Source organism: Collinsella sp. AF15-51, assembly GCF_003462845.1.
Lineage (GTDB): Bacteria > Actinomycetota > Coriobacteriia > Coriobacteriales > Coriobacteriaceae > Collinsella.
This window is the reverse complement of the sequence record NZ_QRYG01000003.1, coordinates 75,509-101,782: the sequence shown is the minus strand read 5'-3', so window position 1 is coordinate 101,782 and position 26,274 is coordinate 75,509. Positions and strand designations below refer to the sequence as shown.

The 26,274-nt window shown below is 57.6% G+C and carries 18 protein-coding genes and 1 riboswitch; of the genes, 14 read left to right on the top strand and 4 right to left on the bottom strand.

Features of this window, described 5'->3' with window-relative positions; all coding sequences use genetic code 11:
• Positions 1 to 3 precede the first annotated feature (3 nt).
• Entirely contained in the window at positions 4 to 2,781 is a 2,778-nt protein-coding gene (xdh, locus tag DWW51_RS02590; protein WP_117773416.1) for a selenium-dependent xanthine dehydrogenase, read from the top strand.
• 479 nt (positions 2,782 to 3,260) lie between these two features.
• Here xdh and DWW51_RS02585 read toward each other — a convergent pair whose 3' ends face one another.
• Positions 3,261 to 4,259, bottom strand: coding sequence for a hypothetical protein (locus DWW51_RS02585; protein ID WP_117773414.1), 999 nt, complete (start codon positions 4,257 to 4,259; stop codon positions 3,261 to 3,263).
• A gap of 1,136 nt (positions 4,260 to 5,395) precedes the next feature.
• On the opposite strand from DWW51_RS02585, the gene DWW51_RS02580 reads away from it, so the two are divergent.
• The 11 genes from DWW51_RS02580 (at position 5,396) to DWW51_RS02525 (ending at position 20,147) form a co-directional block, all read left to right on the top strand.
• Positions 5,396 to 6,130 (top strand): 3'-5' exonuclease, encoded by a 735-nt coding sequence (locus DWW51_RS02580; RefSeq protein WP_197032143.1) that lies wholly within the window; start codon positions 5,396 to 5,398, stop codon positions 6,128 to 6,130.
• Positions 6,131 to 6,503: 373 nt separating this feature from the next.
• Positions 6,504 to 8,867 (top strand): hypothetical protein, encoded by a 2,364-nt coding sequence (locus DWW51_RS02570; protein WP_117773408.1) that lies wholly within the window; start codon positions 6,504 to 6,506, stop codon positions 8,865 to 8,867.
• A 305-nt stretch (positions 8,868 to 9,172) separates the two neighbouring features.
• Positions 9,173 to 9,379, top strand: a complete 207-nt coding sequence (locus DWW51_RS02565; RefSeq protein WP_117773406.1) for a hypothetical protein — start codon at positions 9,173 to 9,175, stop codon at positions 9,377 to 9,379.
• A 2-nt stretch (positions 9,380 to 9,381) separates the two neighbouring features.
• On the top strand, positions 9,382 to 11,178 hold the full coding sequence (locus DWW51_RS02560; RefSeq protein ID WP_117773404.1) for a class I SAM-dependent DNA methyltransferase: 1,797 nt from the start codon (positions 9,382 to 9,384) through the stop codon (positions 11,176 to 11,178).
• A 2-nt stretch (positions 11,179 to 11,180) separates the two neighbouring features.
• On the top strand, positions 11,181 to 12,407 hold the full coding sequence (locus DWW51_RS02555) for a restriction endonuclease subunit S (RefSeq protein ID WP_117773402.1): 1,227 nt from the start codon (positions 11,181 to 11,183) through the stop codon (positions 12,405 to 12,407).
• A gap of 3 nt (positions 12,408 to 12,410) precedes the next feature.
• A complete protein-coding gene (locus DWW51_RS02550; protein ID WP_117773400.1) occupies positions 12,411 to 12,974 on the top strand; it encodes a hypothetical protein in 564 nt (187 codons plus the stop codon).
• Between the two features lies 1 nt (position 12,975).
• Positions 12,976 to 16,068 carry a type I restriction endonuclease subunit R gene (locus DWW51_RS02545; RefSeq protein WP_117773399.1) on the top strand — a complete coding sequence of 1,031 codons (3,093 nt, stop codon included), beginning with the start codon at positions 12,976 to 12,978 and terminating at the stop codon, positions 16,066 to 16,068.
• Positions 16,069 to 16,100: 32 nt separating this feature from the next.
• Positions 16,101 to 17,327: a three-Cys-motif partner protein TcmP gene (gene tcmP / locus DWW51_RS02540; protein WP_117773397.1), complete on the top strand. Its 1,227-nt coding sequence runs from the start codon at positions 16,101 to 16,103 to the stop codon at positions 17,325 to 17,327.
• A gap of 61 nt (positions 17,328 to 17,388) precedes the next feature.
• The gene (locus DWW51_RS02535) at positions 17,389 to 18,162 is read left to right on the top strand and encodes a radical SAM protein (protein ID WP_117773395.1); all 774 of its coding nucleotides are present in this window, start codon (positions 17,389 to 17,391) and stop codon (positions 18,160 to 18,162) included.
• A gap of 742 nt (positions 18,163 to 18,904) precedes the next feature.
• Positions 18,905 to 19,570 carry a DUF4230 domain-containing protein gene (locus DWW51_RS02530; RefSeq protein WP_231501549.1) on the top strand — a complete coding sequence of 222 codons (666 nt, stop codon included), beginning with the start codon at positions 18,905 to 18,907 and terminating at the stop codon, positions 19,568 to 19,570.
• Positions 19,563 to 20,147, top strand: a complete 585-nt coding sequence (locus tag DWW51_RS02525) for a DUF4230 domain-containing protein (protein WP_117773393.1) — start codon at positions 19,563 to 19,565, stop codon at positions 20,145 to 20,147. The genes DWW51_RS02530 and DWW51_RS02525 overlap by 8 nt, the downstream gene beginning before the upstream one ends.
• Positions 20,148 to 20,307: 160 nt before the next feature.
• On the opposite strand, the gene DWW51_RS02520 is transcribed toward DWW51_RS02525, so the two are convergent.
• The 3 genes from DWW51_RS02520 to DWW51_RS02510 form a co-directional block, all read right to left on the bottom strand.
• Entirely contained in the window at positions 20,308 to 20,826 is a 519-nt protein-coding gene (locus DWW51_RS02520) for a hypothetical protein (RefSeq protein WP_117773391.1), read from the bottom strand.
• 8 nt (positions 20,827 to 20,834) lie between these two features.
• Positions 20,835 to 20,925, bottom strand: a riboswitch (SAM riboswitch).
• Between the two features lie 297 nt (positions 20,926 to 21,222).
• Positions 21,223 to 22,206 carry a hypothetical protein gene (locus DWW51_RS02515; protein WP_117773389.1) on the bottom strand — a complete coding sequence of 328 codons (984 nt, stop codon included), beginning with the start codon at positions 22,204 to 22,206 and terminating at the stop codon, positions 21,223 to 21,225.
• Between the two features lie 123 nt (positions 22,207 to 22,329).
• Positions 22,330 to 22,983, bottom strand: a complete 654-nt coding sequence (locus tag DWW51_RS02510; protein WP_117647522.1) for a transcriptional regulator — start codon at positions 22,981 to 22,983, stop codon at positions 22,330 to 22,332.
• Positions 22,984 to 23,260: 277 nt separating this feature from the next.
• Between DWW51_RS02510 and dpaL the strand changes: the two genes are divergently transcribed.
• Together dpaL and DWW51_RS02500 are read left to right on the top strand one after the other, a co-directional pair.
• On the top strand, positions 23,261 to 24,475 hold the full coding sequence (gene dpaL, locus DWW51_RS02505) for a diaminopropionate ammonia-lyase (RefSeq protein WP_055252227.1): 1,215 nt from the start codon (positions 23,261 to 23,263) through the stop codon (positions 24,473 to 24,475).
• Positions 24,476 to 24,712: 237 nt separating this feature from the next.
• Entirely contained in the window at positions 24,713 to 26,098 is a 1,386-nt protein-coding gene (locus tag DWW51_RS02500; protein WP_099432046.1) for a YgeY family selenium metabolism-linked hydrolase, read from the top strand.
• Positions 26,099 to 26,274 lie beyond the last annotated feature (176 nt).

The window sequence follows — 26,274 nt, the reverse complement described above, 5'->3', positions numbered from 1 at the left end:
ACCATGGCACAGGAATTCACTTTTACCGTTAACGGCGTCGAGCACACGACGACCCAAAACAAACCGCTGCTGCGCTACCTGCGCGACGACCTGCACATCCATTCCGCCAAGGACGGCTGCTCCGAGGGTGCTTGCGGCACCTGCACCATTCATGTGGACGGTGCGGCCGTCAAGGCCTGCGTGCTGACCACCGCCCTTGCCGCCGGCCGCAACATCGTGACTGTCGAGGGCCTGCCCGAGGACGTGCGCGAGGCCTTTGTGTACGCCTTTGGCGCCGTGGGCGCCGTGCAGTGCGGTTTTTGCATCCCCGGTATGGTCATGGCAGGCGCGGCGCTGATCGCCGAGGACCCCGAGCCCACCGAGGAGCAGATCAAGTACGCCATCCGCGGCAACGTCTGCCGCTGCACCGGCTACAAGAAGATTATTGAGGGCATTTCGCTGGCCGCTGCGGTGCTCCGCGGCGAAAAGCAGATCGACGAGGACCTGGAGCGCGGCGACGACTACGGCGTGGGCAAGCGCGCCTTCCGTATCGACGTGCGCAAGAAGGTGCTCGGCGAGGGCAAGTACCCCGATGACATCGACGAGCTCGATCAGCCGGGCCTGACCTATGCCAGCGCCGTGCGCTCCAAGTATCCGCGCGCCCGTGTGCTTTCCATCGACACCTCCAAGGCCGAGGCCCTGCCCGGTGTGGTGGGCATCCTGCGCGCCGAGGATGTGCCGGTCAACCAGGTCGGCCACCTTATCCAGGATTGGGACGTCATGATCGCCCAGGGCGATATCACCCGCTGCGTGGGCGATGCCATTGTGCTGGTGGTTGCCGAGGACGAGGCGACGCTCGAGAAGGCCAAGAAGCTCGTAAAGATCGATTACGAGCCGCTGGAGCCCGTGCGTAACATTGTCGAGGCCAGGGCTGCCGACGCCCCGCGCCTGCACGACAGTTTCTTTGCCTTTGGCAACACGGTGGAGCTCAAGGACAACGTGTGCCAGAGCCGTCACGTGACGCGCGGCGACGCCGCCAAGGCGCTGGCAGAGAGCGCGTTCACCGTGACGCAGCGCTTTACCACGCCCTTTAGCGAGCATGCCTTCTTGGAGCCCGAGTGCGCCGTCGCCTTCCCGTACAAGAACGGCGTCAAGGTGCAGTCGACCGACCAGGGTGCCTACGATACGCGCAAAGAGTGCGCCCACATGTTTGGCTGGGATAGCGAACCCGAGCGTGTGGTCGTCGAGACCATGCTCGTGGGTGGCGGCTTTGGCGGTAAGGAGGACGTTTCGGTCCAGCACCTGGCCGCGCTCGCCGCATATAAGTTCCAGCGTCCTGTGAAGTGCAAGCTCACGCGTGCCGAGTCGCTCGCTTTCCATCCCAAGCGCCATGCCATGGACGGTACCTTTACGCTGGGTTGCGACGCCGAGGGCAACTTTACCGGCCTGGATTGCGAGATCAACTTTGACACCGGCGCCTACGCGTCGCTGTGCGGCCCGGTGCTCGAGCGCGCCTGTACGCATGCCGTCGGCCCCTACAAGTACCAGAACACCGACATTCGCGGCTTTGGCTACTACACCAACAACCCGCCCGCCGGCGCGTACCGAGGCTTTGGCGTTTGCCAGTCCGAGTTTGCGCTCGAGAGCCTGATCGACCTGCTGGCAGAGAAGGTTGGCCTGGATCCGTGGGAGATTCGCTACCGAAACGCCATCGAGCCGGGCGAGGTTCTGCCCAACGGTCAGATTGCCGACTGCTCCACGGCGCTTAAGGAGACGCTGCTCGAGGTCGAGGATGCCTACTACGCGCATCCCGGACACGCCGGTATCGCCTGCGCTATGAAGAACGCCGGCGTGGGCGTGGGCCTGCCCGATGCCGGCCGCTGCAAGATTCGCATCGAGGACGGCGTGGCTGTGGTCTATGCCGCCACGTCCGACATCGGCCAGGGCTGCAACACCGTCTTTTTGCAGGATGTTGCCGAGGCATGCGGTCTGCCGCTGAGCTGCATCGCTAACGGTGAGTGCTCCACCGAGAACGCTCCCGACTCCGGCACCACGTCTGGTTCGCGTCAGACGGTCGTGACCGGCGAGGCCGTGCGCGGTGCCGCCTTCCTGCTGCGCGATGCCATGGTTGGCATCGAGGCTGGCAAGCCCGCGCCCGATGCTCCCGTGAGCGCGCATGGCGACGGCGTCAAGATCGAGTACGACGACGGTCGCGCCTACCAGCTGCGCACGCAGGAACTCGTCGCCGGCCAGGGTATGCATCCTCAGGACCCCGTGACTGCCATCAAGGCGCTCGAGGGCTGTGAGTTTGGCTACGTGTACCTGGAGCCGACCGACAAGCTGGGTGCGGATGTTCCCAACCCCAAGAGCCACATCTGCTACGGCTTTGCCACACATGTGGTCATTCTGGGCGACGACGGCCGCGTGAGCGAGGTCTATGCCGCGCACGATTCCGGCAAGGTGGTCAACCCCATCTCCATCCAGGGTCAGATCGAAGGCGGCGTGCTTATGGGTATGGGCTATGCGCTTACCGAGGACTGGCCGCTCAAGGACTGCGTGCCCCAGGCAAGGTACGGTACGCTCGGGCTGTTCCGTGCGCCCGAGATTCCGGATATCCACGCCATTTACGTGGAGAAGGACGAGCTGCTGCCCGTGGCATACGGCGGCAAGGGCATCGGCGAGATCGCAACGATCCCCACGGCGCCCGCCGTGCAGAACGCCTACCGCGCGTTTGACGGCAAACTGCGTCCGGATCTGCCCATGGTGGATACGCCGTACAGCCGCGCCCGTCACCGCGGGTAGGGTAGAGCGCGGACAGCCATTGCTGACGGGCTGTCCATGCTCAGCATCAACTGCATACGCTGCGCCTTTGGCCCCGGCTCCATCGCGAGCCGGGGTCTTTTGTTTGGAGCGCCTCCGCATGCGGAAACTGTGTCCCAGATTTCGGCTCCAGAATGAGACGTACTTTCCGGACGGGGCTTCAAACGGAAACCGTATCCCGGATTCGACGCTCAGAATGGGACACACTTTCCTGGACAGCCCTCAACCGGAAACTGCGTCCCAGAATTTCGCTTCAGAGTGGGATGCCGTTTCCGGCTGAACCCTCTGCGGAAAGTTCATCCCAGAATTGACGCTCGGAGTGGGACACGGGTTCCGGATCGGCCCTCAGCGGAAAATGTATCCCAGTTTGAGCGTCTATTCCGGGATGTAGTTTCCGCTGGGCGTTCAACCGGAAAGCGTATCCCGGTTTGGTAGGCAGGCGGGCATAAACTCAGCGGCCCCTACGGCTCCACGTCGTTAAGCCATGCCGGCAGAGCGGTCTGCCGGATGCCTGCCGTCTGCAGCTTTTTCGCGAGCAGTCCTGCCGAGCGGACTTCGCTCATGGTAAAGCGCAGCAGAGGGTGACCGTAGAGCGATAGGTGCGCCTCGCGCTGTCGTTCGGCAACGAGCGCCTCGGCGGTGGTGCGTCCGGCCAGCATGGTCTGGTCGGTATATTTGATGAGCCCGTCGAGCTCGCCCAGCGTGAGTTCCCGCGCCTGGCGCTCCCAGGCAAAGTCCGTTCGTATGGGCTTGGCCGAATCGAAGGGGTCCGTCAGCTCGTATTGAAGCCAGTCGGGCGCAAAGCCTGTCTCGATCATGACGGCTCGGGCGACCGATTCCCCGCCGCTCTCGGCGCGGGCGTCGGCATATCGAAGCGTTGTGAGGGCGGTGCGAATCGCGCGACCATTGCGCGCAGTCGCTCGTTGCTCAACGGCCTCCATCAGCTGTTCCGGCGCAAGGCCGAGCTTTGAGATCGCCGAATCGGCAATGGACATGCCGTCGGCAAAACCAGTTTGCAGCAGGCAATCTGTGGCCGTTTGGATGGGCGGTGTTACCGATACGCCGGCTCTGCGTATTGCTCCGGCCGGCTCAATCTGGTGCCGCTGAATATGTGCGCCCGGGCGAGCCGACGGCTTGGTGGCGCTGCAGACATGCACGACGTTCAGGTGTCGCCACGAGACCTCGAGCCCCAGCAGGCAAGCTGCCGAAAACGAGCAGAACGTCCAATCAGGGTGGATGATCGCAAGGGCGCGAATAATCTCGCAATGACGCTGCGCCCGGTTGAGTCCATCCCAGCGCGTTTTTCGCGCAAACAGCCCCGGCATGGGCGAGACAACCGTGCCGCCGGTGCGCCGAAGGAGCGCTTTGCGGATTGCCGTGCTCGGGGGAATCAGACAGCGCCCCTCTTGTTCGGCTTGAGTGAGCAGTTGGTCGATGAGTTGGTCATTGCAATGGGTCATGAGCTACCGCCTCCTTTTGGGTAGCAAAAACGTATCAGCCGCAACTTGCCGCTCAGCTGACCAAAAGCTGACCAAAATCTAACCATGCAGGTAGATGGCCTGTTTTCGGCGACTTTTTTACATCCGAATCGGTGGGCGGTAATCGGCGACCGTGAACGGTAGCGAGTTATGAAGACTGGGTAAGTTTCAGGTCGTGTACTTTTTAGAAAAATGGTTGTTTATCTGCTATTTTGCAGCTCTGGATTGCGCGTTTGAGGACGTGTGATGTGAGCGGTTGATCGGATTTCAACCGGAAACTGCGTCCCAGAATTCGGATCCAGAGTGGGAGGCCGTTTCCGAATCGGCCCTCAAATGGAAATTGCATCCCGGAACGAGCTCTCAGAGTGGGATGAACTTTCCCCAGCGGGACTGCAGACGGAAAATGCGTCCCGGATTCGACGCTCAGAATGGGATTCGTTTTCCGGTAGAAGTTTCAGTGGAAACCGCATCCCAGAATTTAGGCTCAGAACGGGACGCGCTTTCCTGATGGCATGCTTGGCGGAAACTACGACCCAGTATTTGGCTCCAGAACGGGATACATTTTCCGGAACGGTCCCCAAACGGAAACTGCGTCCCGGATTCGACGCTCAGAACGGGATGCCGTTTCCGGCTGAGTCTTCGAGTGAAAAGCGCGCCTCAGAATTCGGGGCCTGCGATATCGGTATAGTCCATTTACCGATGCTTGTCTCAGTTTAATTGGGCGGGTAGAATAAAGTCGACGGCAGCCCAAGTAGTGAAGAGCTGGGCAGCGCCGTTGCTTGGTCAAGAGGTCAGTGCCTTAATGGCAGCGACTTGTTAGGCTTCGAATGCTGCTTGAGTGCCTCGGAAAGTTCGATAAGCGCCGTGAAGAGCAAGACCAAAGCAACCAAGAGCTCTACGAGCTCTGATGGGCCCGGGATGACCGCTGATTCAAGTCACCGGGCCTAAATCTTTTTCATGCATTTGAATAGAGCGGGCGACTCCCTTGGTGCCGTCTGTGTGGCGAGTGCCTGGCGCATGGCATTGCGTCCCGCTTTCATGTCCGCGCGAGCGCCTATCCTTACGGCAATGTAGCCGCCTATGTAGCAAGCGGCAGGCAACGGAGAAAGGCCCTAACCGTGTCAGCTGAAAAGACGCCGGGTATCTTGGCTATCGATACGACGAACTTTGCGCGCCAGATTGTGCTGGACTTTGAGTTTGCGCCGGTGCCAAAGCAGCGCCAGCGCCGTGGACTGCGCAACGAGATTATCGAGGTCGGCGCCGTCAAGCTCGATTACCACGGCAACGTTATGGGCGAGTTCTCGCAGTTTGTGCAGACGGAATTTACCGAAGGCGTTGCGTTTCCCGTCCGCGAGCTTACGGGGATATCGGCTGTGGACACCGCGATGGCCGATCCGCTCTACGTGGTGATCAAAAGGCTCAGCGATTGGATCGGTCGCTACTCCGCCCAGGTGGTTTGTTGGAGTGGGACGGATCGTCGACAGCTTTTGACCGAGCGCCAGGCAAAGCACATCGATCTTTTTGCATTTCCTACGGACTGGGCCGACCTGCAGGCGTTTTACACCTCGATCATGGACGTGGGAAGCCACGGGCGCGTCTCGTTGGGCGACGCGGCAACGTGGTTTGGCATCGAGTTCGACGAGTCGACGGGCCACGCCCACAGCGCCCTGGCCGATGCGCGCGTAACCGCCAAGCTGCTCAAGCGGATGATGGAGGGGGACTATCACGTGAGTCCACACGCCCAGGAGATCCGCCAGCGGTGGGGGATAGGCGAGCGAGCCCAGACGCGCCTTTCCAGCAAGTGCCCCGAGCTGGGCGATCTGCTACTGAAGCTGAAAGCGGAGGGGAGGTAGGGGTGCTTATTTGGCGACAAGCAGAATGAATGGTTGCGCGAGGGATTCCGGAATCAGCATCAGAGGGCTGTGCTTGAGATGCTATTCAAGGACACGCTGACATCCGCCGAGACCAAGCAGGTCAAGAGTATGGACATCGAGATGGCATCCATTGTTGAAGAACGGCTTGCAAACATGATTCGCTGGATGGACAGGCATAGACCCGTGACGCTGCGCGCGTTATCGTGCACAATGAGGCATACGGGCTGCCAGAGGCGAGCTATCCCGACGAGGTTATGAACAACTGTATCATCGAGATTATCGAGTACTTCTACGAGAGGGATTTGGCGGCGTAGAGCAACCTGATTTTACGCGTTTGCAGGAGGAAACCGGTATGGCAGACGAACTTGTTTTTAGTGGCGGCGAGATAGTTTACGCCATGCCTCAACTGCCCAAAGTTACATCTGTGCCGCTGAACGGTAGCGCCGTGCTGGTTGGTTTTAAGGACGCTCCCGATGGGGAGGAGGTCCTCTTTGATTTTGACCCTCGGGCTGAAAAGGCTACGAAGCTCGACTATGAACTTGCAGCCGTTAGCGGGCTCCTCACGGGTGCGTTGAATATCCTTTGGCAGAAAGACTTCAACCTAGAGGGTGCCAAAGAGTGGGGCGACGAGAAGGTTGGCAAATTCGTTCTTACGATTGCCAAGTCTGCGGGTATGACAAAGGCGGATGCAACTCTAGAAGACGCTATTCGCTTTCTAGAGAAAGAGTTTTCTCTTGCCGCGGACAAGCTGACTGCCGAGTTTGGCGGCGGGCTCCAACACCATCTGCGGGATTTCTCGCACCACCCGAGCTTGGTTGGCCTTGCGTGTTCGATTCTCTCGCAATTCACGTGCAAAGGCTATGGTACCGATACGGCCGGCCGGTTTGTCGCCTTTGACCTGCCTGCCGCCGCCTTCGATCCCGACTGCCCTCTTGTAGGCAGGAACGTTCCAGAGAAGATCGCGTTTGGCACTCTGTTCTGGGCGATGCATCTCGTGAGCGACATGGCGGGGTCTAGTTCAAACCCCGGTAAGGGGACGGGCATTCCCGGCGTCGTGCTGTCCCTGCTAAAGGAGCTCTCCTCCCTGCCTGTTTTTCAAGACATGCAGATTGCTTATAAGGGCGAGGATATTCGCATTCAGCAATGGATCTCAAAGCTGTTTAACGGAACGGCGTTCAAAACCGAGGACGGCAAGCCCATTCGCTTCGACCTTCGGACGGAAGTCGGCCTGCTCGATCAAGCTTTAAGCCAGGTGCCAGCAGTCGTGGCCAACGAGGTTATCGTTCGTTGTCTCTACATGCTTTCAAGGCTCAAGGCCGAGCTGGAACGTTGCGAAGTGAGCAAGGTTTCCGGCTTGCACAAGCTCAAGGCTTCGCATTTTATGCCCTATAACAGCAGGGTTCTCACTCGCATGGTCACGGTTTCGAGCACTTCGTTCGTTTTGGTGAATCTAGCGACGGCGGCGGTCAGGGCGGGTATCGAATGCGAGGGGAACAAGGTCGTGTTCGCTCAGAAGTTCTTCTTGCGAATAAACTACGTTGGAGTTGGACGCCTTGCGTTTGCCCTCCATGCCGACTGGGGCTATATGGCGGAGGAAATGTCCGAGGCTTGGACTGAGCGCGCCAGGCGCCGCCAGGATATCTTCGATGGATTTCACTTTTATAGCCTAGATAGAGAAACGACGAGGATTGCCTTCTCGCTGAAGCTTGCCGCCATCAACTACGACTGCGGGAACGAGAAGAACGAAGCGCGCAAAGGGCAAAAGAGGAGCTGGGCCCGCGCGTGGCAGGATTCGGTCGCGGATGGCCTAGGCATTGATGCAGACGGCTACTTTTTGAGCGAGGAAGATGCGTACGGAGCCCTTGAGACAGTTTCGCGGCGGCGAGGCGGTAAAGTGCGTGCCTTGCTTGTTGCACAGGAGTTGGTTGAGTTTTGCCCCTATTCGCAGTTAGGAGATGAAGAGAAGAAGGAATACAAAGGTTTGAAGGAGAGTGGATCTTGGGTTAAACACGAATTTCCCAGGAGACAAGACGCGGTTGATTTGGACGCCGTACGTTCCCTCGAGAAACGTTGCGGGACACGCTTCCGCGAGCTTTCAGGTGCATTGCCAAAGCTTTTGGTGGGCGGTGCCATTGTCGTGGTGGCGGCCGTAGGCACAGGAGGAGTGGCCGCGGCATTGGCTCCGGATATTGCTGTCGGTATCTTTGGAGGCTCGTTTGTCGGTCTCCACGGAGCAGCGCTTGTTAATGCGAGCCTTGCTGTGGCTGGCGGCGGTGCCTTGGCCGCTGGCGGCATGGGCATGGCCGGTGGCACTGCTTTGATTACGGGCGGCGGCGCCGCGCTTGGTCTATTGGGTTCCGGCGGCGTTGCCTTGGCGGCATCGATGGGGGAGAACTACGCGCAGTTCGTGCTCGTCGAATGTTCGAGGCTCCTTGCTTTTCTTGATGTGGCAACTGACCGCTGCCCGCATGAGGGGGCCATTTTGGTGCGGAAGGCGGCCGAGGCCGTGCGGCGCAGCATCGCTGGTGTTGAGGAAGATATCGGGAAGGAGAATGGAAAGGGGGACCGCAGGGATAGCAGGTTGCTTAAGCAGTTGAAGAAGGGGCTTGGGTATTTGGTTTCATCCCTTAAGCTGATCGAGAAGATGCAGAAGCGCCTTGGTGCCGTCGGTGAGAGCGAACCGCTCAACAGCTTGCCGGCATCAAGTGATGAATAGGTTCGGGCGGTCTGGCTGCAATTCTATGCCATCAGCGCCCTCGCTCAAGCTGGCGTCATGCTTACCCATCTCTTTGTGGAATGTGATAAGTGCGTCAGCGGCTTGCTCAGTTTCTTTTTGAGTTGCCGACTAGTTCTCGTCGAGCTCTTTCAGGCGGGGGAGACGACGGTTCAGAATGTTATTCCTCCTTCTTATTGGCGTTAATTACTTGTCTATCCATCTGTGCTAGACGGTAATTAGTTTTCAGTCCTTTGCTAGAATCATAGGCACATTTGTATTGCATCATGCAATCGCGGAGGTTGCCAATGAAATACGCCGAGCTTGTCGACGGAGAGGCCAAGACAAGCGAGCTCAAGAGCTTTCTTGTGGACGGCGAGAACGTTGCCGTGACCATTCGCATACCTAAAAACATGCGTGATGCGGCGAAGGACGCCGCTGCGCTTTCTGGCATCAGCTTTACCTCGCTGGTAAAGATGAGCCTCATTGAATACCTGACCAAGAAGGAGAAATAGCAGTGGCGGATAGCGACGATCTCATCAAGGCCGTTGGCGCCAATATTCAAGAGAAGGCATCTCTCATTTGGAGTGCCGCCGATACCCTGCGTGGCCCCTACAAGCCTCATGAGTACGGCCTGGTCATCCTTCCTATGACCGTTATCAAACGCTTCCACGACTGCCTTGAGCCCACGCACGATGCCGTTCTCGCCGCAGCTGAGAAATACAAAGCCTTTTCCGTGAAGGACGGCTTTTTGCGCGATGCCTCCGGCTACCCCTTCTACAACACCTCTAAGTTCACCTTCGAGACGCTCAAGGCCGACCCGGAGAACATCGAGGACAACTTCAAGGACTACATCAACGGGTTCTCGGACAATGTGCAGGACATCCTGGCGCGCATGAAGTTCGCCGACCAGATCGAACGCCTCTCCGACCCAGACGCCCCGCTGCTCTACCAGGTCGTCTGCGACTTCTGCAAGCCGCAGGCTGACATGTCTCCCGACAAGATAAGGGCGGTGGACATGGGCTACATCTTCGAGAACCTCATTCAGCGCTTCTCCGAGTCCTACGACGAGGACGCCGGCGCCCACTTCACGAGCCGCGACATCGTGTACCTCATGACCGACCTGCTCATTCAGGCGGACCCGCACGTCTTCGACGGCGACCGCATCACCAAGACGGTCTACGACCAGACCATGGGCACCTCGCAGATGCTCGGCTGCACCGAGGAGCGCCTGCGCCAGCTCGACGCCGAGGCCCGTGTAACCTGCTACGGCCAGGAGTTCAATCCCTTCACTTTCGGCATCGCGAAGGCGAGTGCGCTAATTCGTGGCGAGGACGACGCCAACATGCGCTTCGGAGATACCCTCTCCGCCGACAAGTTCGATGGCTTCAAGTTCGACTACTGCATTTCCAATCCGCCCTTCGGTGACCCGTGGAACCCGCAGGCAGCCGCGGTGGAGAAGGAGTTCAAGACTGCCGGCGGCGGACGCTTCCCGGTCGAGAAGCTCCCGGCAAAGGGCGACGGGCAGATGCTCTTCGTGCTCAACGGCCTGTCGAAGCTCAAGGACGACGGCGTGATGGCGATCATCCAGGACGCCAGCCCGCTCTACAAGGGCAAGCCCGGCAGCGGTGAGGACAGCATCCGACGCTACATGCTGGAGAACGACTGGCTCGACGCCATCGTACAGCTGCCCTGCGACTCGTTCTACAACACCGGCATCGCCACCTACGTTTGGCTCTTCAGCAAGGCGAAGGCACCGGAGCATCGCGACCACGTGCTGCTCATCGACGCCTCCCGGTGCTTCGAGAAGCGCCGCAAGGGCATCGGTGACAAGAAGAACGACATCACCAAGTCCTGCCGCGACCTTATCGTCCAGGCGTACTCCGAGTATCGCAACGGCACTTGGACGGGCGCCGGGTCCAACGGACTGGAGGTCTCCGTTGAGGCGCGCCTGATGGAGACGGTCGAGTTCGGCTTCAACCGCGTTGCCGTGGAGAGCCCCGTCGTCGACGAGGATGGAGATCCCGTCCTTAACAAGCGCGGGAAAATGCAGGCGGACAAGGCCAAGGAGGACACCGAGGACATCCCGCTCACTCAGGACATTGACGCCTATATCGAGCGCGAGGTACGCCCGTATAACAAGTACGCCTGGGTGGACAAGAAGAAGACCAAGGTAGGCTACACCATCCCGTTCACGCGCGTGTTCTACAAGTACGCCGAGCTCGAACCGGCCGATGAGATCGCCAAGCGCATCCTCGAGCACGAGAAGACGCTCGAGAAGAGCCTCGAAGCGCTCTTCGGAGAGGTGCGTTAGCGATGCGGGAGATGAAGGACAGCGGATGCAATTACCTTGGGATGATTCCGTCATCCTGGTCGACAAGTCGCCTGAAAGGCTATTTCAAAGTATCGAGAACAACGGGCAGGCCTGACGCGACGGTCCTGTCACTGTACCGTGATTACGGAATAGTGCCAAAGGACAGTCGAAGCGATAACCATAATGTGACGTCGCTCGATACGAGCAAGTACAAATTCGTTGAGGTTGGAGACTTTGTCGTTAACAAGATGAAAGGTTGGCAAGGCTCTATGGCCTTGTCTGCCTACGAAGGCATAGTCAGTCCCGCTTACCATGTGTTTAAGTTCACCAGCCCTCTGTTGCTGCCGAAGTATGCGCACTATCTGCTGCGCTGTCGTTCTTACGCTGACGAGTGGCACAAACTGTCAACTGGCCTCAGGGTGGGCCAGTGGGATCTTCATGTTGAGGATTTTCTCAACACGCGGATTCCGATTCCTTCGCTCGACGAGCAGCGCCGCATCGCGGACTGTCTGGACGAGGAGTGCGCCGAGATCGGCCGCGCCGTCTTTGCCGCCGAGCGATCCGTTGAGGAGTACAAGGCATATCGCCTATCGGTCATTTCGACAAAGATGCCCACAGGATGCATTACTATCCCCATCAAGTACCTCTGTGACTTGCTCCCTGGATACGCCTTTGAAAGCGGGAAATTCGTTCAAGGGAATGGCGTGCGCCTCCTTCGTGGCATCAATGTCGGCGTTGGAGAGACTCGGTGGGCGGATGCTGCCCATTATCCTGAGGAAGACCTTGACGGTCTTGAAGCCTATGCTCTTGAACCTGGGGACTTGGTTATCGGCCTGGATAGACCTTGGATTAAGGACGGGCTCAGGGCGTCGTTTATCACTGAGTCCGACTTGCCTTGTTATCTTGTGCAGCGCGTTGTTCGCGTTAGGGTGCCGGATAACTTGGAGCCTCGTTATCTTAAATATGGGCTCGATTCCGGAATTCTCGAGCGCTATGTGGCGTCTGGCACTACGGGAATCAGCGTTCCTCATATTAGCCATTTACAGATTGCGAACTGCAAAGTTCCTCTTCCATCTCTCGACGAGCAGCGCCGCATCGCGGACTATCTGGACGAGAAGTGCGGCGAGGTCGATGCCGCCATCGTCACCAAGCAAGCCATCATCGCCGATCTCAAGGCGTACAAGCAGTCGCTCATCTACGAGACCGTCACCGGAAAGCGGGAGGTGTAGCCAATGGGTGATTCCTATCGTCTTCCGGGCATCGTGCTTGAGGCGTCGTCGTCGAAAACGTGGGATGCGGCCGTCTCCGAACGGCACGTGGTGGGATGCCATGACAATGGGGATGCTTCCGGAGATTGCCTTTGTGGACACGAGGGCATTAGGTATGAGTTCACTATCAAGAACTCCGTCAACGGGAACGAGCTTTCGCCAATAGGCTCAACCTGCATCCTGAAGTTCGAAAACGATGAGCTCAAGAACGAGGTTGAGGGCTGGAAGGCAGCGATCAAGCTGCTGGAAGCCCTTGAGGCGAGGAAGCCGGGCACGCAGCTCGACGGCATTAACAGAGAACTGTTCTCCCGACGACTCTATGCCTTCCTTTATGAGAGGGGTGCTTTTCCGCCTAACAGATACAACGGTTACGACGGTTGGAATGACTACGAGTTCATGGTGGATATGTTCAACAAGAGAACGGCACCGACAGAAAGACAGCGCGCGAAGATGTACATGGTGCTAAACAAGAGCATCTTTCCCTGGCTCGTTCTCTTTGGTCGCGAGTTGAGAGAGATGAGGTTGTAGCATGCCTGCGCAGACCAAGGAAAAGAACCTCGAAGAGGATATCGAAGCGTTTCTCTGCTCGCCTGCTGGCGGCTTCCTCAAGTGCGCCGATAAGCATTCGCTCCTCTACGTCGAGGACGGTACCTATCAGATGGTCGGCGGCGGCTACATGGAGCACCGCGACCGCGCGCTCGATGCTGCGACTCTGGTCAACTTTATTCAGACGACGCAGCCCAAGGCTTGGGAGCGCTTCGAGCGCATGTGCAACTCCGATTCCACGGCGAAGTTCGCCAAGGTATTCAACGACGCCGTCGACCGCCTGGGTATGGTCGCGGTGCTCAAACACGGCTTCAAGCACCGAGGAATTCCGTTCAAGGTTGTATTCTTCAAGCCGGAGAGCGGGCTTAACGAAAGCGCCGCCGACCGCTATTCCAAGAACGTCTGCCGCTGCATCCGCCAGTTCCACTTTGCCGAGACAGGTAACCAGACCATCGATATGGTCCTGGACGTGAACGGCATCCCCCTGGTGGGCATAGAGCTCAAGGACCAGTTCACCGGACAGGACGTCGAGAACGCCATGCGCCAGTGGCGCGAGGACCGAGACCCGCGGTGCCGCTGTCTCAAGTTCATCACGCGCATGGTGGCGTTTTTCGCCGTCGACCTCGAGAGCGTCTACATGACTACCAAGCTGGAGGGCGCGAAGACCTTCTTCCTGCCCTTCAACCAGGGTTCCGCCGGGGCGGGAAACGACGGCGGCGCCGGCAACCCCGCAAACCCCGACGGCTATGCCACGAGTCACCTGTGGGAGGTCGCTCTACAGAAGGACAGCCTGCTCGACATCGTCAACAAGTTCCTCCACCTGGAGGTCAAGGAAGAGACAGAGATCGATGCGCGCGGCAACGAGGTGAAGCGCAAGAAGGAGCGCATCATCTTCCCCCGTTACCACCAGCTCGACTCCGTGCGTAAGGTCATCGCTGACGTGCGCGCGAACGGGACGGGCAAGAACTACCTTGTGCAGCATTCGGCGGGGTCGGGCAAGTCGAACAGCATCGCCTGGACGGCCTATCGCCTGGCATCCCTCTTCGTGGATGACACCCCGCTGTTCGACTCCGTGGTCGTCGTCACCGACCGCCGAGTGCTCGACAGCCAGCTGCAGGAGACCATCTCGGGCTTCGACCACGCCATAGGCTCGGTCGTGACCATCGGCAAGGACAAGACCTCGGCCGACCTGCGGGACGCCATCAACGGCGGCGCTCGTCTCATCGTCTCGACCCTGCAGAAGTTCCCCGTGATCTACGAGCAGGTCGAGAGCGAGGGCAAGCGCTTCGCCATCATCGTCGACGAGGCGCACTCATCCCAGACGGGAACGAGCGCGCTCAAGCTCAAGAGCGCCCTTGCCGACAAGCGTGACGCGCTCGAGGAGTACGCCGAGATCGAGGCGGAAGCCGAGGAGGCCGCAGCCGATTGGGAGGACCAGCTCGCCGACGAGCTCGCGAGCCACGGCCGTCACAAGAACCTGACCTTCGTTGCCTTTACCGCCACGCCGAAGGAGCAGACGCTCGAGATGTTCGGCGATGAGTGGCCTGACGGGTCCTTCCACCCGTTCCACGTCTACTCGATGCGCCAGGCGATAGAGGAGGGCTTCATTATGGACCCCCTCGCCAACTACGTGAGCTATTCGGAGGCCGTCGAGCTCGCGCGCACGGTCCCCGACAACCCCGACGTACCGAGCAGCCCCACGCTCAAGCTGCTCCGCAAGTATAAGGAGCTGCATCCCTACGCCCTCGGCCAGAAAGCCGAGATCATCGTGGAGACGTTCCGCAATGTGACACACACCAAAATCCGCGGCAAGGGCAAGATGATGGTGGTCACTGCCTCGCGCCTCGCGACGGTTCGCTACTACCACGAGATCAAGCGCTACATGCAGAAGAAGGGCTACGATGATATCGAGGTGCTGGTGGCGTTCTCGGGTGCCATTAGCGACCCGGCTGACGGTCCCGACGGTCCCGAGTACACCGAGCCGGCCATCAACGTCGGCCACGATGGGCAACGCGTCGCAGAGAGCCAAACGAAGGCCGAGTTCCACAACTATGGGGACGTGCTTGTTGTTGCCGAGAAGTACCAGACGGGCTTCGACGAGCCGCTGCTGCACACGCTGGTGGTGGACAAGAAGCTCAAGGACGTGAAGGCCGTCCAGACGCTCTGCCGCGTCAACCGCATCCACCCGGACAAGGAGGACACCTACATCCTCGACTTCGTGAACAAGCCCGAGGACATCCAGAAGGCTTTCGAACGCTTCTACACCGAGACGTCGCTTTCCGAGCAGATTAACACCGACCTCCTCTATCAGGTGCAGACCGATATTCGCGGCTACGGGCTCTATGACGAGTCTGACATCGAGGCCGCTGCCGAGATAATCTTCACCGATGGCAAGGGTAAATCGCAGAGCAACGTGCAGGGTAAGCTCGCGGCCGTCTTGAAGCCGGCGGTCGCGCGTTATAACGAGTTGGACGACGATGAACGCTATCAGGTTCGTCGCAAGGTGCGTAGCTTCTGCAAGTGGTACACCTACATCACCCAGATCGTGCGCATGTTTGACCGAGACCTGCATAAGGAGTACGTGTATTTAAGCTATCTGCGTCACCTCCTCAAGGTCGAGAAGATCCCCGTCGAGGCTGTGGACGACAAGGTCGAGATGCGCTTCTACAAGCTCAAGCAGGAGTTCGAGGGCAGCATTTCGCTTGAGCCTGGCGGCGGCGTGCTCGATCCCGGTGGCGCGGCCAAGACCGTGACGCCCGACAAGAAGCGCGACCCACTGCAGGTGCTCGTGGATAAGTTCAACGAGCAGTGGGCTGGCAACTTCACCGAGGGAGATCGTGTGGTTATCGACACGCTGTGGAAGCGTATCGCCGAAAACCCGCAGGTCGCCGACACCATCCGTCGCGACGGCAGACAAGTCTTCGAATCAAGCCTGCTGCCCAAGGTGTTCGATGAGGAGGCTCGCCGCGCCTATGTGGAGAACACGGACTCCTTTACCAGCCTCTTTGAGGACAGTGAGAAGTATCGCGCCATGATGAGCGCCATCGGGCAGCTGCTGGTGGAGAAGTTCAAGTAGACGATGAGGACTAAGAGCAAGGTGGGCTTAGCATGGCAAAAAATCAGTCAGATTACTTTCAGGCAAAACATCCGTGGTCTGAGACTAAGGATGATCTTCTGGCATGCTATCTAACGCCTTTTTTCACTAAAGTGTATCGACCTTCACGGAACGGCATTCTTTATATCGATGCTTTTGCTGGTGCGGGTTTATTTGCCGATGGCAGTAAAGGATCTCCCTTGATTGCCCTTTCTAAGTATTTTGCAATTGCAAAGAAAAATCGTTCAAAGACGCCCATCCAGTTCATTCTTAGTGAATCCAACGCGGAATCTAGAAAGCATCTCGAATCGACATTTAACGAAGCAAAGGGAGCTAGCGGCTATATCAAGCCGCCAATTATCGTTTCCAGTTGCGAGGATGCTATAAGACGGGCACAACAAACTAGCGTTTGTGGGGGCGGTAAGCCCTCAACAGTCTTCTATTACATCGATCCATTCGGGGTTAAAGACCTACGACTCGATCTTCTAACTAATTCGCCGAATATGGCTCACACGGAGGCCCTGGTCAACTTCAATAGTTTTGGCTTATTCCGCGTTGCCTGCGCTGCCATGAAAGTGCCACTGTCACTTCCAAATGAAGTTGAACTGCCGGAAGACGACTTTAATGAGCTCACGAAAGCCAGCGTTTGGGTTGAACGTCTGAATGCCTGCATCGGAAGTGGTGACTGGAAAGAAGTGGTCGTTCGTTATAAGGCTGGAAAGATCGACGCTTGGCAGGCCGAACATGCGCTCTCGGAACTCTTTTGCAACAACGCGCGTTCTTACTATAAGTATGTAACGAATATGCCTATCAAAGATATGAGTAAACGCGTTAATGTCGGTGGGCTCGTCAAATATAGAATGATCCATATGACCAATAGCCCAGACGGTTGCGTTCTGATGAACGATAACATGATTAAGCGCAACCTCGACCGGCAATGCAAGCAGTTGGGATTGTTTGCGGTGGATGTTGATGGTCGCAATGTTGAGACTGCCGTAATTGCGGCCAAGGCCAGTGATTTTGTCCAGCATATGCCCGTTCACCAAAACATGAAAATGGGCGATATTGCTGCCACGTTGATTTCCGAGTGCGGAGTCTTTGACAGAAGCAATACTATTTTGAAGACCTATGTGGGCCCAATGATTGAGGAAGGTGTTCTTGAGCGTGCGGTCAAGTTCACTTTGAAAGGAAAGCCAAAAAAGAGCTTTGCGCTCAAAGACGAGGTTTATCGAGCAAGATGAGTGCTTAGGTCGGTCGTATCTTTGGTGTGAGGAAGTTTAGCGAGAAGAGAATTAAAGAACAATGGAACAACTTGGGCACATATATCGAAAAAGTATGCTCTACCGTACAAAAGTTGAATATGGCGATTGGGCGATGAATCATGTGCAAGGCTGTTCGCATGGATGCAATTTTCCATGCTATGCATATTTAATGGCAAAACGTTTTGGGCGTGTCAAAACATACGAGGAATGGCGGCGGCCGAGCCTTGTCGACAACACTTTGGATCTGCTGCGCAAAGAGTTGCCGCGTTATTGTGATGAGATAAAACAGGTTCAACTGTGCTTTACAACCGATCCTTTTATGCTCGGATATCCAGAAGTTGGCAGTATGAGCTTGGGTGCAATTGAGCTCATTAACGAGTACGGTAAGCCGTGCAGCATTCTAACGAAAGGAGAGCTTCCCGTTGAACTTGCGGCGTTGCCTAATGCGGCGTTGAACACCTATGGAATTACCTTGGTGTCACTTGATGAGGACAATCGGAAAAGGATGGAACCCGGTGCAGCGGCATACTCAGTCAGGCTTGCCGCTCTCGAGTCTCTCCATAAGGCTGGCTGTAAGACTTGGGTTAGCATGGAGCCATATCCGACTCCAAATATCTGTGAGCAAGATTTGGATGCGCTGCTGCGCAAAATCTCTTTTGTCGATAAAATTGTTTTTGGTAGGACGCACTATGACAGGCTAACAAGCTCCTACGGCGACTGCGCCCGCTTCTATCGTGATAGTGCAAGGGAAGTTCGTGATTTTTGTTTTGATCACGGCATCGAGTGTCACATTAAAAAGGGGACTGTCAACTAGTGCTGAGCCTGCTGCGGTTTGGTAGTCATGGTATCGGGTTTCACTATGGTCCTGACTGCATTCGTGCAGCTATGTTTTTCAATGCGTCCTTAAGCTAGTTGCAATTTGGGACCATTGAGAGCTGCTATCCACGACCTTATTTGCGCACCTCTGTCATCGCTATTTCTCGCATAACATCTTGTACGCCCATTGCTCTGCTTGCCAAGAAGCCGACGCACACGCTTGATCCCACCTTATTTGGGATGCAGGCTTTTACGTCCTCACACGTCAAGCGTTTAGTCACTTTTTATCAACACTCCCTGACCGTACATCGATTGCAATGTCGATGCGGGCAATCATTAATGTGGAGCTTTTGGCAACCAGATTGCGGAAAGCGGGCTCATCGGGATCGGTGAGCCCGCAGACGTTGTGCATGCCGTTGTGGTTGCCTAGTTTGAAGGCTGAGGCTGAATCTGCCGAGGGATGGGTGCGAGGTATTTGATGGCGAGCTAAAGCCTGATGCTGATGATGCCAATGGTGCTGGCGAGAAGAATGAGGGCTATCAACGCAATCACAACTGCCAAAACTGCATACAACCGCTTCATGTTTGCCTCCTGCCGAACTGGAAGAAATGAGTTCAATAACTGCTGGTAGAATTCTACCAGCAGATTACTACTCAATGGTATGAGTGAGGCTTGTTTTGAAACATAGCAAACATGAGAGGGGCATTCAGCCCGAATGTACCTCCGGGCATGATGAGCGTGTGGAAGTGATCCAAAAAGAAGCGGTCGAGGTGAATGACAAGCGGGGCAAGAAGGTTGTCGAGTTTTTCGGAAAGCTATCATTTAAGGTAAAGATTGTTTTTCTCGTGGTTGTGGCGGCTGTCCTCTTTGTCTTTTTTCTCGGCGTCCTTCCTTGGATAACCGATAACCATGAAACTCAGTATCTCACGACATCGGATCTTAAGTCTGCTGTAGATATCGACAGTCTTTCTACGGTTGATTACATCTACCACGGCATCGTCGAGAAGCACGGCAGGTTCCTCTGGATGGATCGCGTGGACTATCGCGTTAAATACGAGGCTCATATTCGTGCATCGTATACGATGAGCGACATCCAGTTTGGCATTGACAAAGAGAATAAGGTCGTTACCGCCTATCTCCCCAAAGCGCAGGTTGGCGAGCCTCAGCTAGACAATAGTAAGTTTGGCTACCTTCCCGAAAACGCAACTGCAGATATGAAAGATGTTCTGTCACTTTGTCGCAAAGATGCCGCAGATGAAGTCGATAAAAAGGAGATTAAAAAACAGGCGGACACGAGCTTGCGGGATACCGTGAAGGCGCTGACGCTCCCGCTTATTGACGGTGAGTACGAGCTCAAATTCAAGCCGTTGGCTGAGTACAAAGAGGGGGCTGATTCTAATGCGTAGGCCGTGGCTGGTTTGTTTTGTCCTCGTGGCGACGCTGTCGTTTACCGGGCTTTCGGGTTGCGCAAAAAAAGACGAGGAGCCCGATTTCTCTGGCTATACGAAGATTGCCGAGCTTGCTACCGTTGAGTGCAGATTTCATAATGTCGCGGAAATCTACAACGACGGCACCAATATGCTCTTTGGGATAAACGTGGGATATAAAAAGGCGTGGTTCGAGTATGACGGGACGGTGCAGCTGGGCGTTGATGTCGCTAAGGTAAATGTCAGTAATCCGGATGAGAACAACGTCGTGACCATCACAGTTCCTGACGCAGAGGTTCTCGGCCAGCCCCAAGCCGACGAGAGCACCTTTTCTGATATCTACAGCGATACCGGGTTGCTAACTCCTATTACGACAGTTGACCAGTCTGCTGCGCTTGAAGAAGCCCAAAACGAAATGATAAAAAGTGCCGAGGGCAATTCAGCATTGATGAGCAGCGCCCGTGAAAGAGCTAAAACTCTCTTGAGCCAGTACGTCACAAAGATTGGTGATCGGACGGGCAAAAAGTACGAAGTTCAGTTTAAGGATGCTGAATAGACCGACTTACAATTGCCTTGCTTGAGAGCGGCTTCGGATATGAAGGGCCTCCCATTTCTGGTTGTGTTAGAGATGGGAGGCCTCTTTTTGTATTCAACATCTCTTTACTGCTGCGTATCTAGCCGCGGCATCAATGAACTTCGCTAGCGCTTTCGGACTGTCAAAGGCATATACAAGTGCCAGTCTTTTGACATCGTGTGATTTGAGGCGCGGCATGCAACGAGTGCACGCCGCTATGGCACCGCCTGCGTTCGTCTACGCCCCCCGCAATCCCTCGCGCTGCACTCAGCAGCTCGTACTCCCTCTCGCTCCACTGGCGCAGCCCGGCAGCCTCGACGGCGTCGCGGCACAGGTCCAGGAATACCTCGGCTCTCTCGTAGAAGCACTCGCGGGCAAAGGCGCCGGATCCGTCCGCAACGCACGTGCCGTCGGCAAAGAGCTTCCAGCCAGACGGCTCGCGAGAGTCGTCTCCAAGCAGCTTGATCTGCAGCACGTGCGGATTGCCGGCAGCGCAGAGCTCTTCCTCGAGCTTCTGTACTGTGAAGCGCATCTGGTGGGAGAGGCTGCTCTTGACCATGGCCGAGGCGTAGCCATTTGGCTTATCCAGAAGATGCATTTGTTTTGGCTTGACGATCAGGTTGTGGAAATTGCGCTCGCTGCGCACGGAGAAATTGTCCATACGGACTCCTTTCATCGATGTTGGCAGGGCCACCGTGCCTCTTGGCCGGTTGGCGTCGGGATCGTGGAGCCAACTCTCTACCCCGACTCTGGATAAAACGCGCCCGCTCTTTGCGGGCACGATGGAGTCTATCAGCGAGCGCGGACACAAATCAAGCGCGCTTGCGAAATGACGCGCGGATGGCGTTGGTTTCCCAAGTGATTATTCGGCTTTCATCCGAAAAAGTGTCGAAATCAGTCGTGTAAAAGTACGGAAAAGTGTCGAAATCGGCACCTCAAAATTAAGGAAAAGTGTCAAATTCGATAGGCAAATTATCCGGAAAAGTGTAGCTGGATGACAAAACAGCACTTAGAAGCCGGTGCTGGATGCGGAATCCTGTGGCCGCCTTAACCCCCGCTACTCGTCCCCGTCGTTGGGGTCGCCCTTGAGGGTGTTGATGTCCAGGTGCTGATTGTCGTTCTCTTTTTGCTGCGTTGCCGATTCGGACGCGGTGGGGCCGCGGAACAGCTGGAATCCCTCAAACGCAATGACGCCGAGCAGGGCAATGACAATGGCGATAAAGGCAACCTTGACTGCCTGCGGAAATTCCGAGAAACGCAGCGCCTTTTCCTCGGCGTAATAATCGGCAAAGCGCTCTTCGCCCGTGCTCTTGGTATACGCCGGCGCGGACGCGGCCTCCGGGTCATATTCCGGTGCAGGCGTGGCAGCGTACGGATCGTTGAGATAATCGCTCGATGCAGTGCCATAATCCTCGGTCTCGATGCGACCGGTGCCAGTATAGCTATCGGAATAATCGGAATATGCCGCACTGCCCTCATAGTCCGCGGCGCTCGTGTTGGCGGCAAAAAGCGGGTTAACTGGAACATCGAGCGCCGGCATGCCGGTAGAGGTTTCATCCAGATCGGCTGCAGCCCAGGAATCGTGGACAACCTGACGGACAACGGGCTCATCGAGCCTTGTGACCGGAGGCTTGCGTGCCGCAGGAACGGGCAACTGCTGGGCGTTGTACATAACGGTGCTGTCGGCCGATTTGCCCTGCGTCGCTGCAGCGAGAAATGCCGCCGTCTCGGACGGGTCGCTTGCGGGGCGGGGAGCGGTCGTGGGCGCCGAAGTGGGTGCGGGTGTAGGCGCGGGCGTCGAAACAGGCGACTGCGCAGGAGTCGGCGCAGATGCGGGCTTGGGCGCAAGTGCGGGATTGGGGCTTGACGGGCGAGCCCCGCCACCCATGAGTTCGTCGGCGGTCCACGGGCGATCATCCATCACGTCGTCAAGGCTCAGCGAAAACAGGTCGTCTTCGCCCTCATCGAACATGCGGTGCACATGTCCACCAATTGCCGGAATCAATCCGCGACCGGTGCATGATGCCTTGCTCAACGCCATTCTGTTCCACCCTTTCGAAATGCTAATGACATCGATTATATGGAACTTCCCAAGCGGCTCGGTCTTGGATTCGAGCTTTCCAGAACTCGCGCCCAAAAGGGGAGGGGCAATCTAGGCGAGTGCCTACTTGTCGTCGGCCGCCGCCTTGGCCTCATTGAGGTAGCTATAGAAGCTGTACTTGGAGATGCCAAAGAACTCGCAGGCGCGCTCGCTCGACTTGGAAATGAGGAAGGCGCCGCGACGGTCGAGGTAGCCAATGGCGCGAATGCGCTCATCTTTGGTCATGAGCGCCGCGGGCTTGCCCACAAACTGCTCGCACTCGTGCAGCAGGTCCTCGAGCAGGTCGCCGATGTTCTTGGTAATGGGCTCGGGCTCGGTGTAGCCCGTGCCGCCGGTGCCGGTAAAGGCGTCGAGCGAACGCTCAAAAGCCTTCATAAGCGTAATGTCAAAGTTGATGCCCAAAATGCCGACGGGCTTGCCCTCGTCGTTGCGGATAAAGATCGTCGACGATTTGAGCAGCTTGCCATCGGCGGTTTTGGTGAGGTACGGCTCGCGGTCGTGCACGTCGGCGGTGCCCTCGTGCATAGATTCAAGCACAATATGGCTGGGGCCGTCACCCAGTTTGCGCCCGCTGACGTGGCCGTTTTCGATCACTACGATGGAGCGGTCCACGTCCTCGGTCTCCAGGTCGTGGACGACGACTTCGCAGTTGGGGCCAAATTGGAGCGCCAGGCCGTGTGCAAGGCGCTTGTAGAACTCAATCTGTGCGGGGGTCATGGGTGCCTTCCTAAAAATTAGTTTGGGCTCACTGTGCCATAAACCCCACTTGTTCGCAAATAACGAAAGCGTCGCCGTGTTATGTGACCGTTCGGCGGCGAAAAGGTACCGATTACGGCAACAAACAATTTGTTAGGTTTTCCAATCAAAAAGTGTGATAGAACAGTGCTAACAAACTTATTGTTTGGCATCCACATAAAAGTTCAGCCGTGTGAATGGGATCAGGCTGAAACGCGTATGCGGGGGCCGGCAAGAGAGAACTTAAGGAGTTCGCCGTATGGCCGATAAGATCCAGTGGGCGGGCAACACGATGCCCAAGAGCGATGACAAGCACTTGGGAATCATGAGCCTCGACCACGTGAAGAAGGCCCGCGCCTTCCACCAGTCGTTCCCCCAGTACACCGTCACTCCGCTTGCCCGCCTGGATGGCCAGGCCGCGCGCCTGGGCCTGTCCAACCTGTGCGTTAAGGACGAGAGCTATCGCTTTGGCCTCAACGCCTTTAAGGTCCTGGGCGGTTCGTTTGCCATGGCCAACTACATTGCCGACGAGACCGGCAAGGACGTTGCCGAGTGCACCTTCGATTACCTGACCTCCGATCAGCTTGCCAAGGACTTTGGCCAGGCCACCTTCTTTACCGCCACCGACGGCAACCATGGCCGCGGCGTGGCATGGGCTGCCAACAAGCTGGGCCAGAAGGCCGTCGTGCACATGCCCAAGGGTTCCACCAAGCCCCGCTTCGATAACATCGCCGCCGAGGGCGCCACGGTGACCATCGAAGAGGTCAACTACGACGAGTGCGTGCGCATGGCCGCCGCCGAGGCTGACGCCTGCGAGCGCGGCGTCATCGTTCAGGACACCGCCTGGGAGGGCTACGAGAAGATCCCGTCTTGGATCATGGAGGGCTACGGCACCATGGCTTCCGAGGCTGCCGAGCAGCTGCGCGAGATGGCCATCAACCGCCCGACGCACGTGTTTGTCCAGGCTGGCGTGGGTTCGCTCGCTGGCGCCGTGGTGGGCTACTTCACCAACCTGTATCCCGATAACCCGCCCACCTTTGTCGTGGTCGAGTGCGCTCCTGCCGCCTGCCTGTACAAGGGCGCTGCCGCCGGCGACGGAGATCCGCGCATCGTAGACGGTGACATGCCCTCCATCATGGCCGGCCTGTGCTGCGGCGAGCCCAACATCTTGGGCTGGGATATCCTGCGCAACCACACCACCGCCTTCGTGTCCTGCCCCGACTGGGTCACCGCTCGCGGCATGCGCACCCTGGGCGCTCCCGAGAAGGGCGACCCGCGCGTCATCTCCGGCGAGTCCGGCGCAGTGACCACCGGTCTGGTCGAGACCCTCATGCTCGACCCCGAGTACGCCGAGCTCAAGGAGCTCATCGGCCTGGACAAGACGAGCTCCGTGCTCTGCTTCTCCACCGAGGGCGACACCGATCCGGATCAGTACCGTCGCATCGTCTGGGAGGGCGAGTACCCGACTTGCTAGCAGACTGACCTGTCCGGAGGCAGCCGGAGGACTTTACTCCCTGCTCGGACAGTCCTGCTCGCACGGAGAGCACATTAAGTGCTCTCCGGCTCGTGCGGAACTCGCGACGGAGCAAAGTCCTCCGTCCGCCTCCTATGGTTACTTGCTTGTGGGGTACTCGACCTCACGCTGCTTGGCACAAGTGATCTATCTGAAATATCTACCTGTAGGTAAACCCTTGTAGAAAGGTTGACTGTTATGACTAAAGAACTCGATTTTGATGCCATCAAGGCTGCGGCTGAGTCCCATCGTGCTGATATGACGCGTTTTCTTCGCGCAATGATTAGCCACCCCTCTGAGTCTTGCGAGGAGGGTGAGGTTGTCGCTTGCATCAAGGCCGAGATGGAGAGCCTTGGCTATGACGAGGTCAAGGTCGACGGCCTGGGCAACGTCATGGGCTTTATGGGCGAGGGCGACAAGATCATCGCCATCGACTCCCACATCGACACCGTCGGTATCGGCAACATCGAGAACTGGGACGCCGATCCCTATGAGGGCTACGAGACCGACGAGATCATCTACGGCCGCGGCGGCTCCGACCAGGAGGGTGGCATGGCTTCTGCTACCTACGCTGCCAAGATGATGAAGGACATGGGCCTCATCCCCGAGGGCTACAAGATCATGGTCGTCGGCACCGTCCAGGAAGAGGACTGCGACGGCATGTGCTGGCAGTACATCTACAACAAGGACGGCATTAAGCCCGAGTTCGTCATTTCCACCGAGCCCACCGACGGCGGCATCTATCGCGGTCACCGCGGCCGCATGGAGATCCGCGTCGACGTTCACGGCACCTCCTGCCACGGCTCCGCTCCCGACCGCGGCGACAACGCCATCTACAAGATGGCCGACATCATCGCCGACGTCCGCGCCCTCAACAACAACGGCTGTGACGAGTCGACCGACATCAAGGGCCTCGTCAAGATGCTCGACCCCAAGTACAACCCCGAGCACTTCGAGGATGCCCGCTTCCTGGGCCGCGGCACCTGCACCGTCAGCCAGATCTTCTACACCAGCCCCAGCCGCTGCGCTGTCGCTGACTCCTGCGCCATCTCCATCGACCGTCGCATGACCGCCGGTGAGACCTGGGAGTCCTGCCTGGACGAGATCCGTAACCTGCCGGCCGCCAAGAAGTACGGCGACGACGTGAAGGTCTCCATGTACATGTACGACCGTCCGTCCTGGACCGGCGAGGTCTACGAGACCGAGGCTTACTTCCCCACGTGGATCAACAAGGAGACCGCTCCGCACGTCAAGGCCCTCGTCGACGCCCACAAGGCCATGTTCGGTGACGAGCGCATCGGCTGCGAGCCCAGCATGGACAAGCGCACCGGTCGCCCGCTGTGCGACAAGTGGACCTTCTCCACGAACTGCGTTTCCATCCAGGGCCGCTATGGCATCCCCTGCGTCGGCTTCGGCCCGGGTGCCGAGTCTCAGGCTCACGCTCCCAACGAGGTCACCTACAAGGACGACCTGGTCACCGCTGCCGCCATGTATGTGGCTGCCCTGAACCTCTACGATCCGAGCCAGGCCGATGGCGACGCCACCGTGTTCCGCGCCGGTCTGACCAACAACAAGATCGATTAGTCCCATTCCTCGATCTTGTTGAGCCGGGGACAGCTCGTGTCCCCGGCACCCCCTGTTGACTTGGGGCCCGCGGTCGTTATCTCCCATGCTTCCTCAACGGTAGCGGATCCTCGTCATAGTGCTCTGCATGTTCTAGCCGCACGCGCATGCCGGAGCACATCTACTCATTGCAATCG

Excerpts from the sequence above, each read along its gene's own strand:
- xdh (WP_117773416.1), top strand. The coding sequence starts at position 4 with ATGGCACAGGAATTCACTTTTACCGTTAACGGCGTCGAGCACACGACG.
- DWW51_RS02585 (WP_117773414.1), bottom strand. The coding sequence starts at position 4,259 with ATGACCCATTGCAATGACCAACTCATCGACCAACTGCTCACTCAAGCC.
- DWW51_RS02570 (WP_117773408.1), top strand. The coding sequence starts at position 6,504 with ATGGCAGACGAACTTGTTTTTAGTGGCGGCGAGATAGTTTACGCCATG.
- DWW51_RS02565 (WP_117773406.1), top strand. The coding sequence starts at position 9,173 with ATGAAATACGCCGAGCTTGTCGACGGAGAGGCCAAGACAAGCGAGCTC.
- DWW51_RS02555 (WP_117773402.1), top strand. The coding sequence starts at position 11,181 with ATGCGGGAGATGAAGGACAGCGGATGCAATTACCTTGGGATGATTCCG.
- DWW51_RS02550 (WP_117773400.1), top strand. The coding sequence starts at position 12,411 with ATGGGTGATTCCTATCGTCTTCCGGGCATCGTGCTTGAGGCGTCGTCG.
- DWW51_RS02545 (WP_117773399.1), top strand. The coding sequence starts at position 12,976 with ATGCCTGCGCAGACCAAGGAAAAGAACCTCGAAGAGGATATCGAAGCG.
- tcmP (WP_117773397.1), top strand. The coding sequence starts at position 16,101 with ATGGCAAAAAATCAGTCAGATTACTTTCAGGCAAAACATCCGTGGTCT.
- DWW51_RS02535 (WP_117773395.1), top strand. The coding sequence starts at position 17,389 with ATGGAACAACTTGGGCACATATATCGAAAAAGTATGCTCTACCGTACA.
- DWW51_RS02525 (WP_117773393.1), top strand. The coding sequence starts at position 19,563 with ATGCGTAGGCCGTGGCTGGTTTGTTTTGTCCTCGTGGCGACGCTGTCG.
- DWW51_RS02520 (WP_117773391.1), bottom strand. The coding sequence starts at position 20,826 with ATGGACAATTTCTCCGTGCGCAGCGAGCGCAATTTCCACAACCTGATC.
- DWW51_RS02515 (WP_117773389.1), bottom strand. The coding sequence starts at position 22,206 with ATGGCGTTGAGCAAGGCATCATGCACCGGTCGCGGATTGATTCCGGCA.
- DWW51_RS02510 (WP_117647522.1), bottom strand. The coding sequence starts at position 22,983 with ATGACCCCCGCACAGATTGAGTTCTACAAGCGCCTTGCACACGGCCTG.
- dpaL (WP_055252227.1), top strand. The coding sequence starts at position 23,261 with ATGGCCGATAAGATCCAGTGGGCGGGCAACACGATGCCCAAGAGCGAT.
- DWW51_RS02500 (WP_099432046.1), top strand. The coding sequence starts at position 24,713 with ATGACTAAAGAACTCGATTTTGATGCCATCAAGGCTGCGGCTGAGTCC.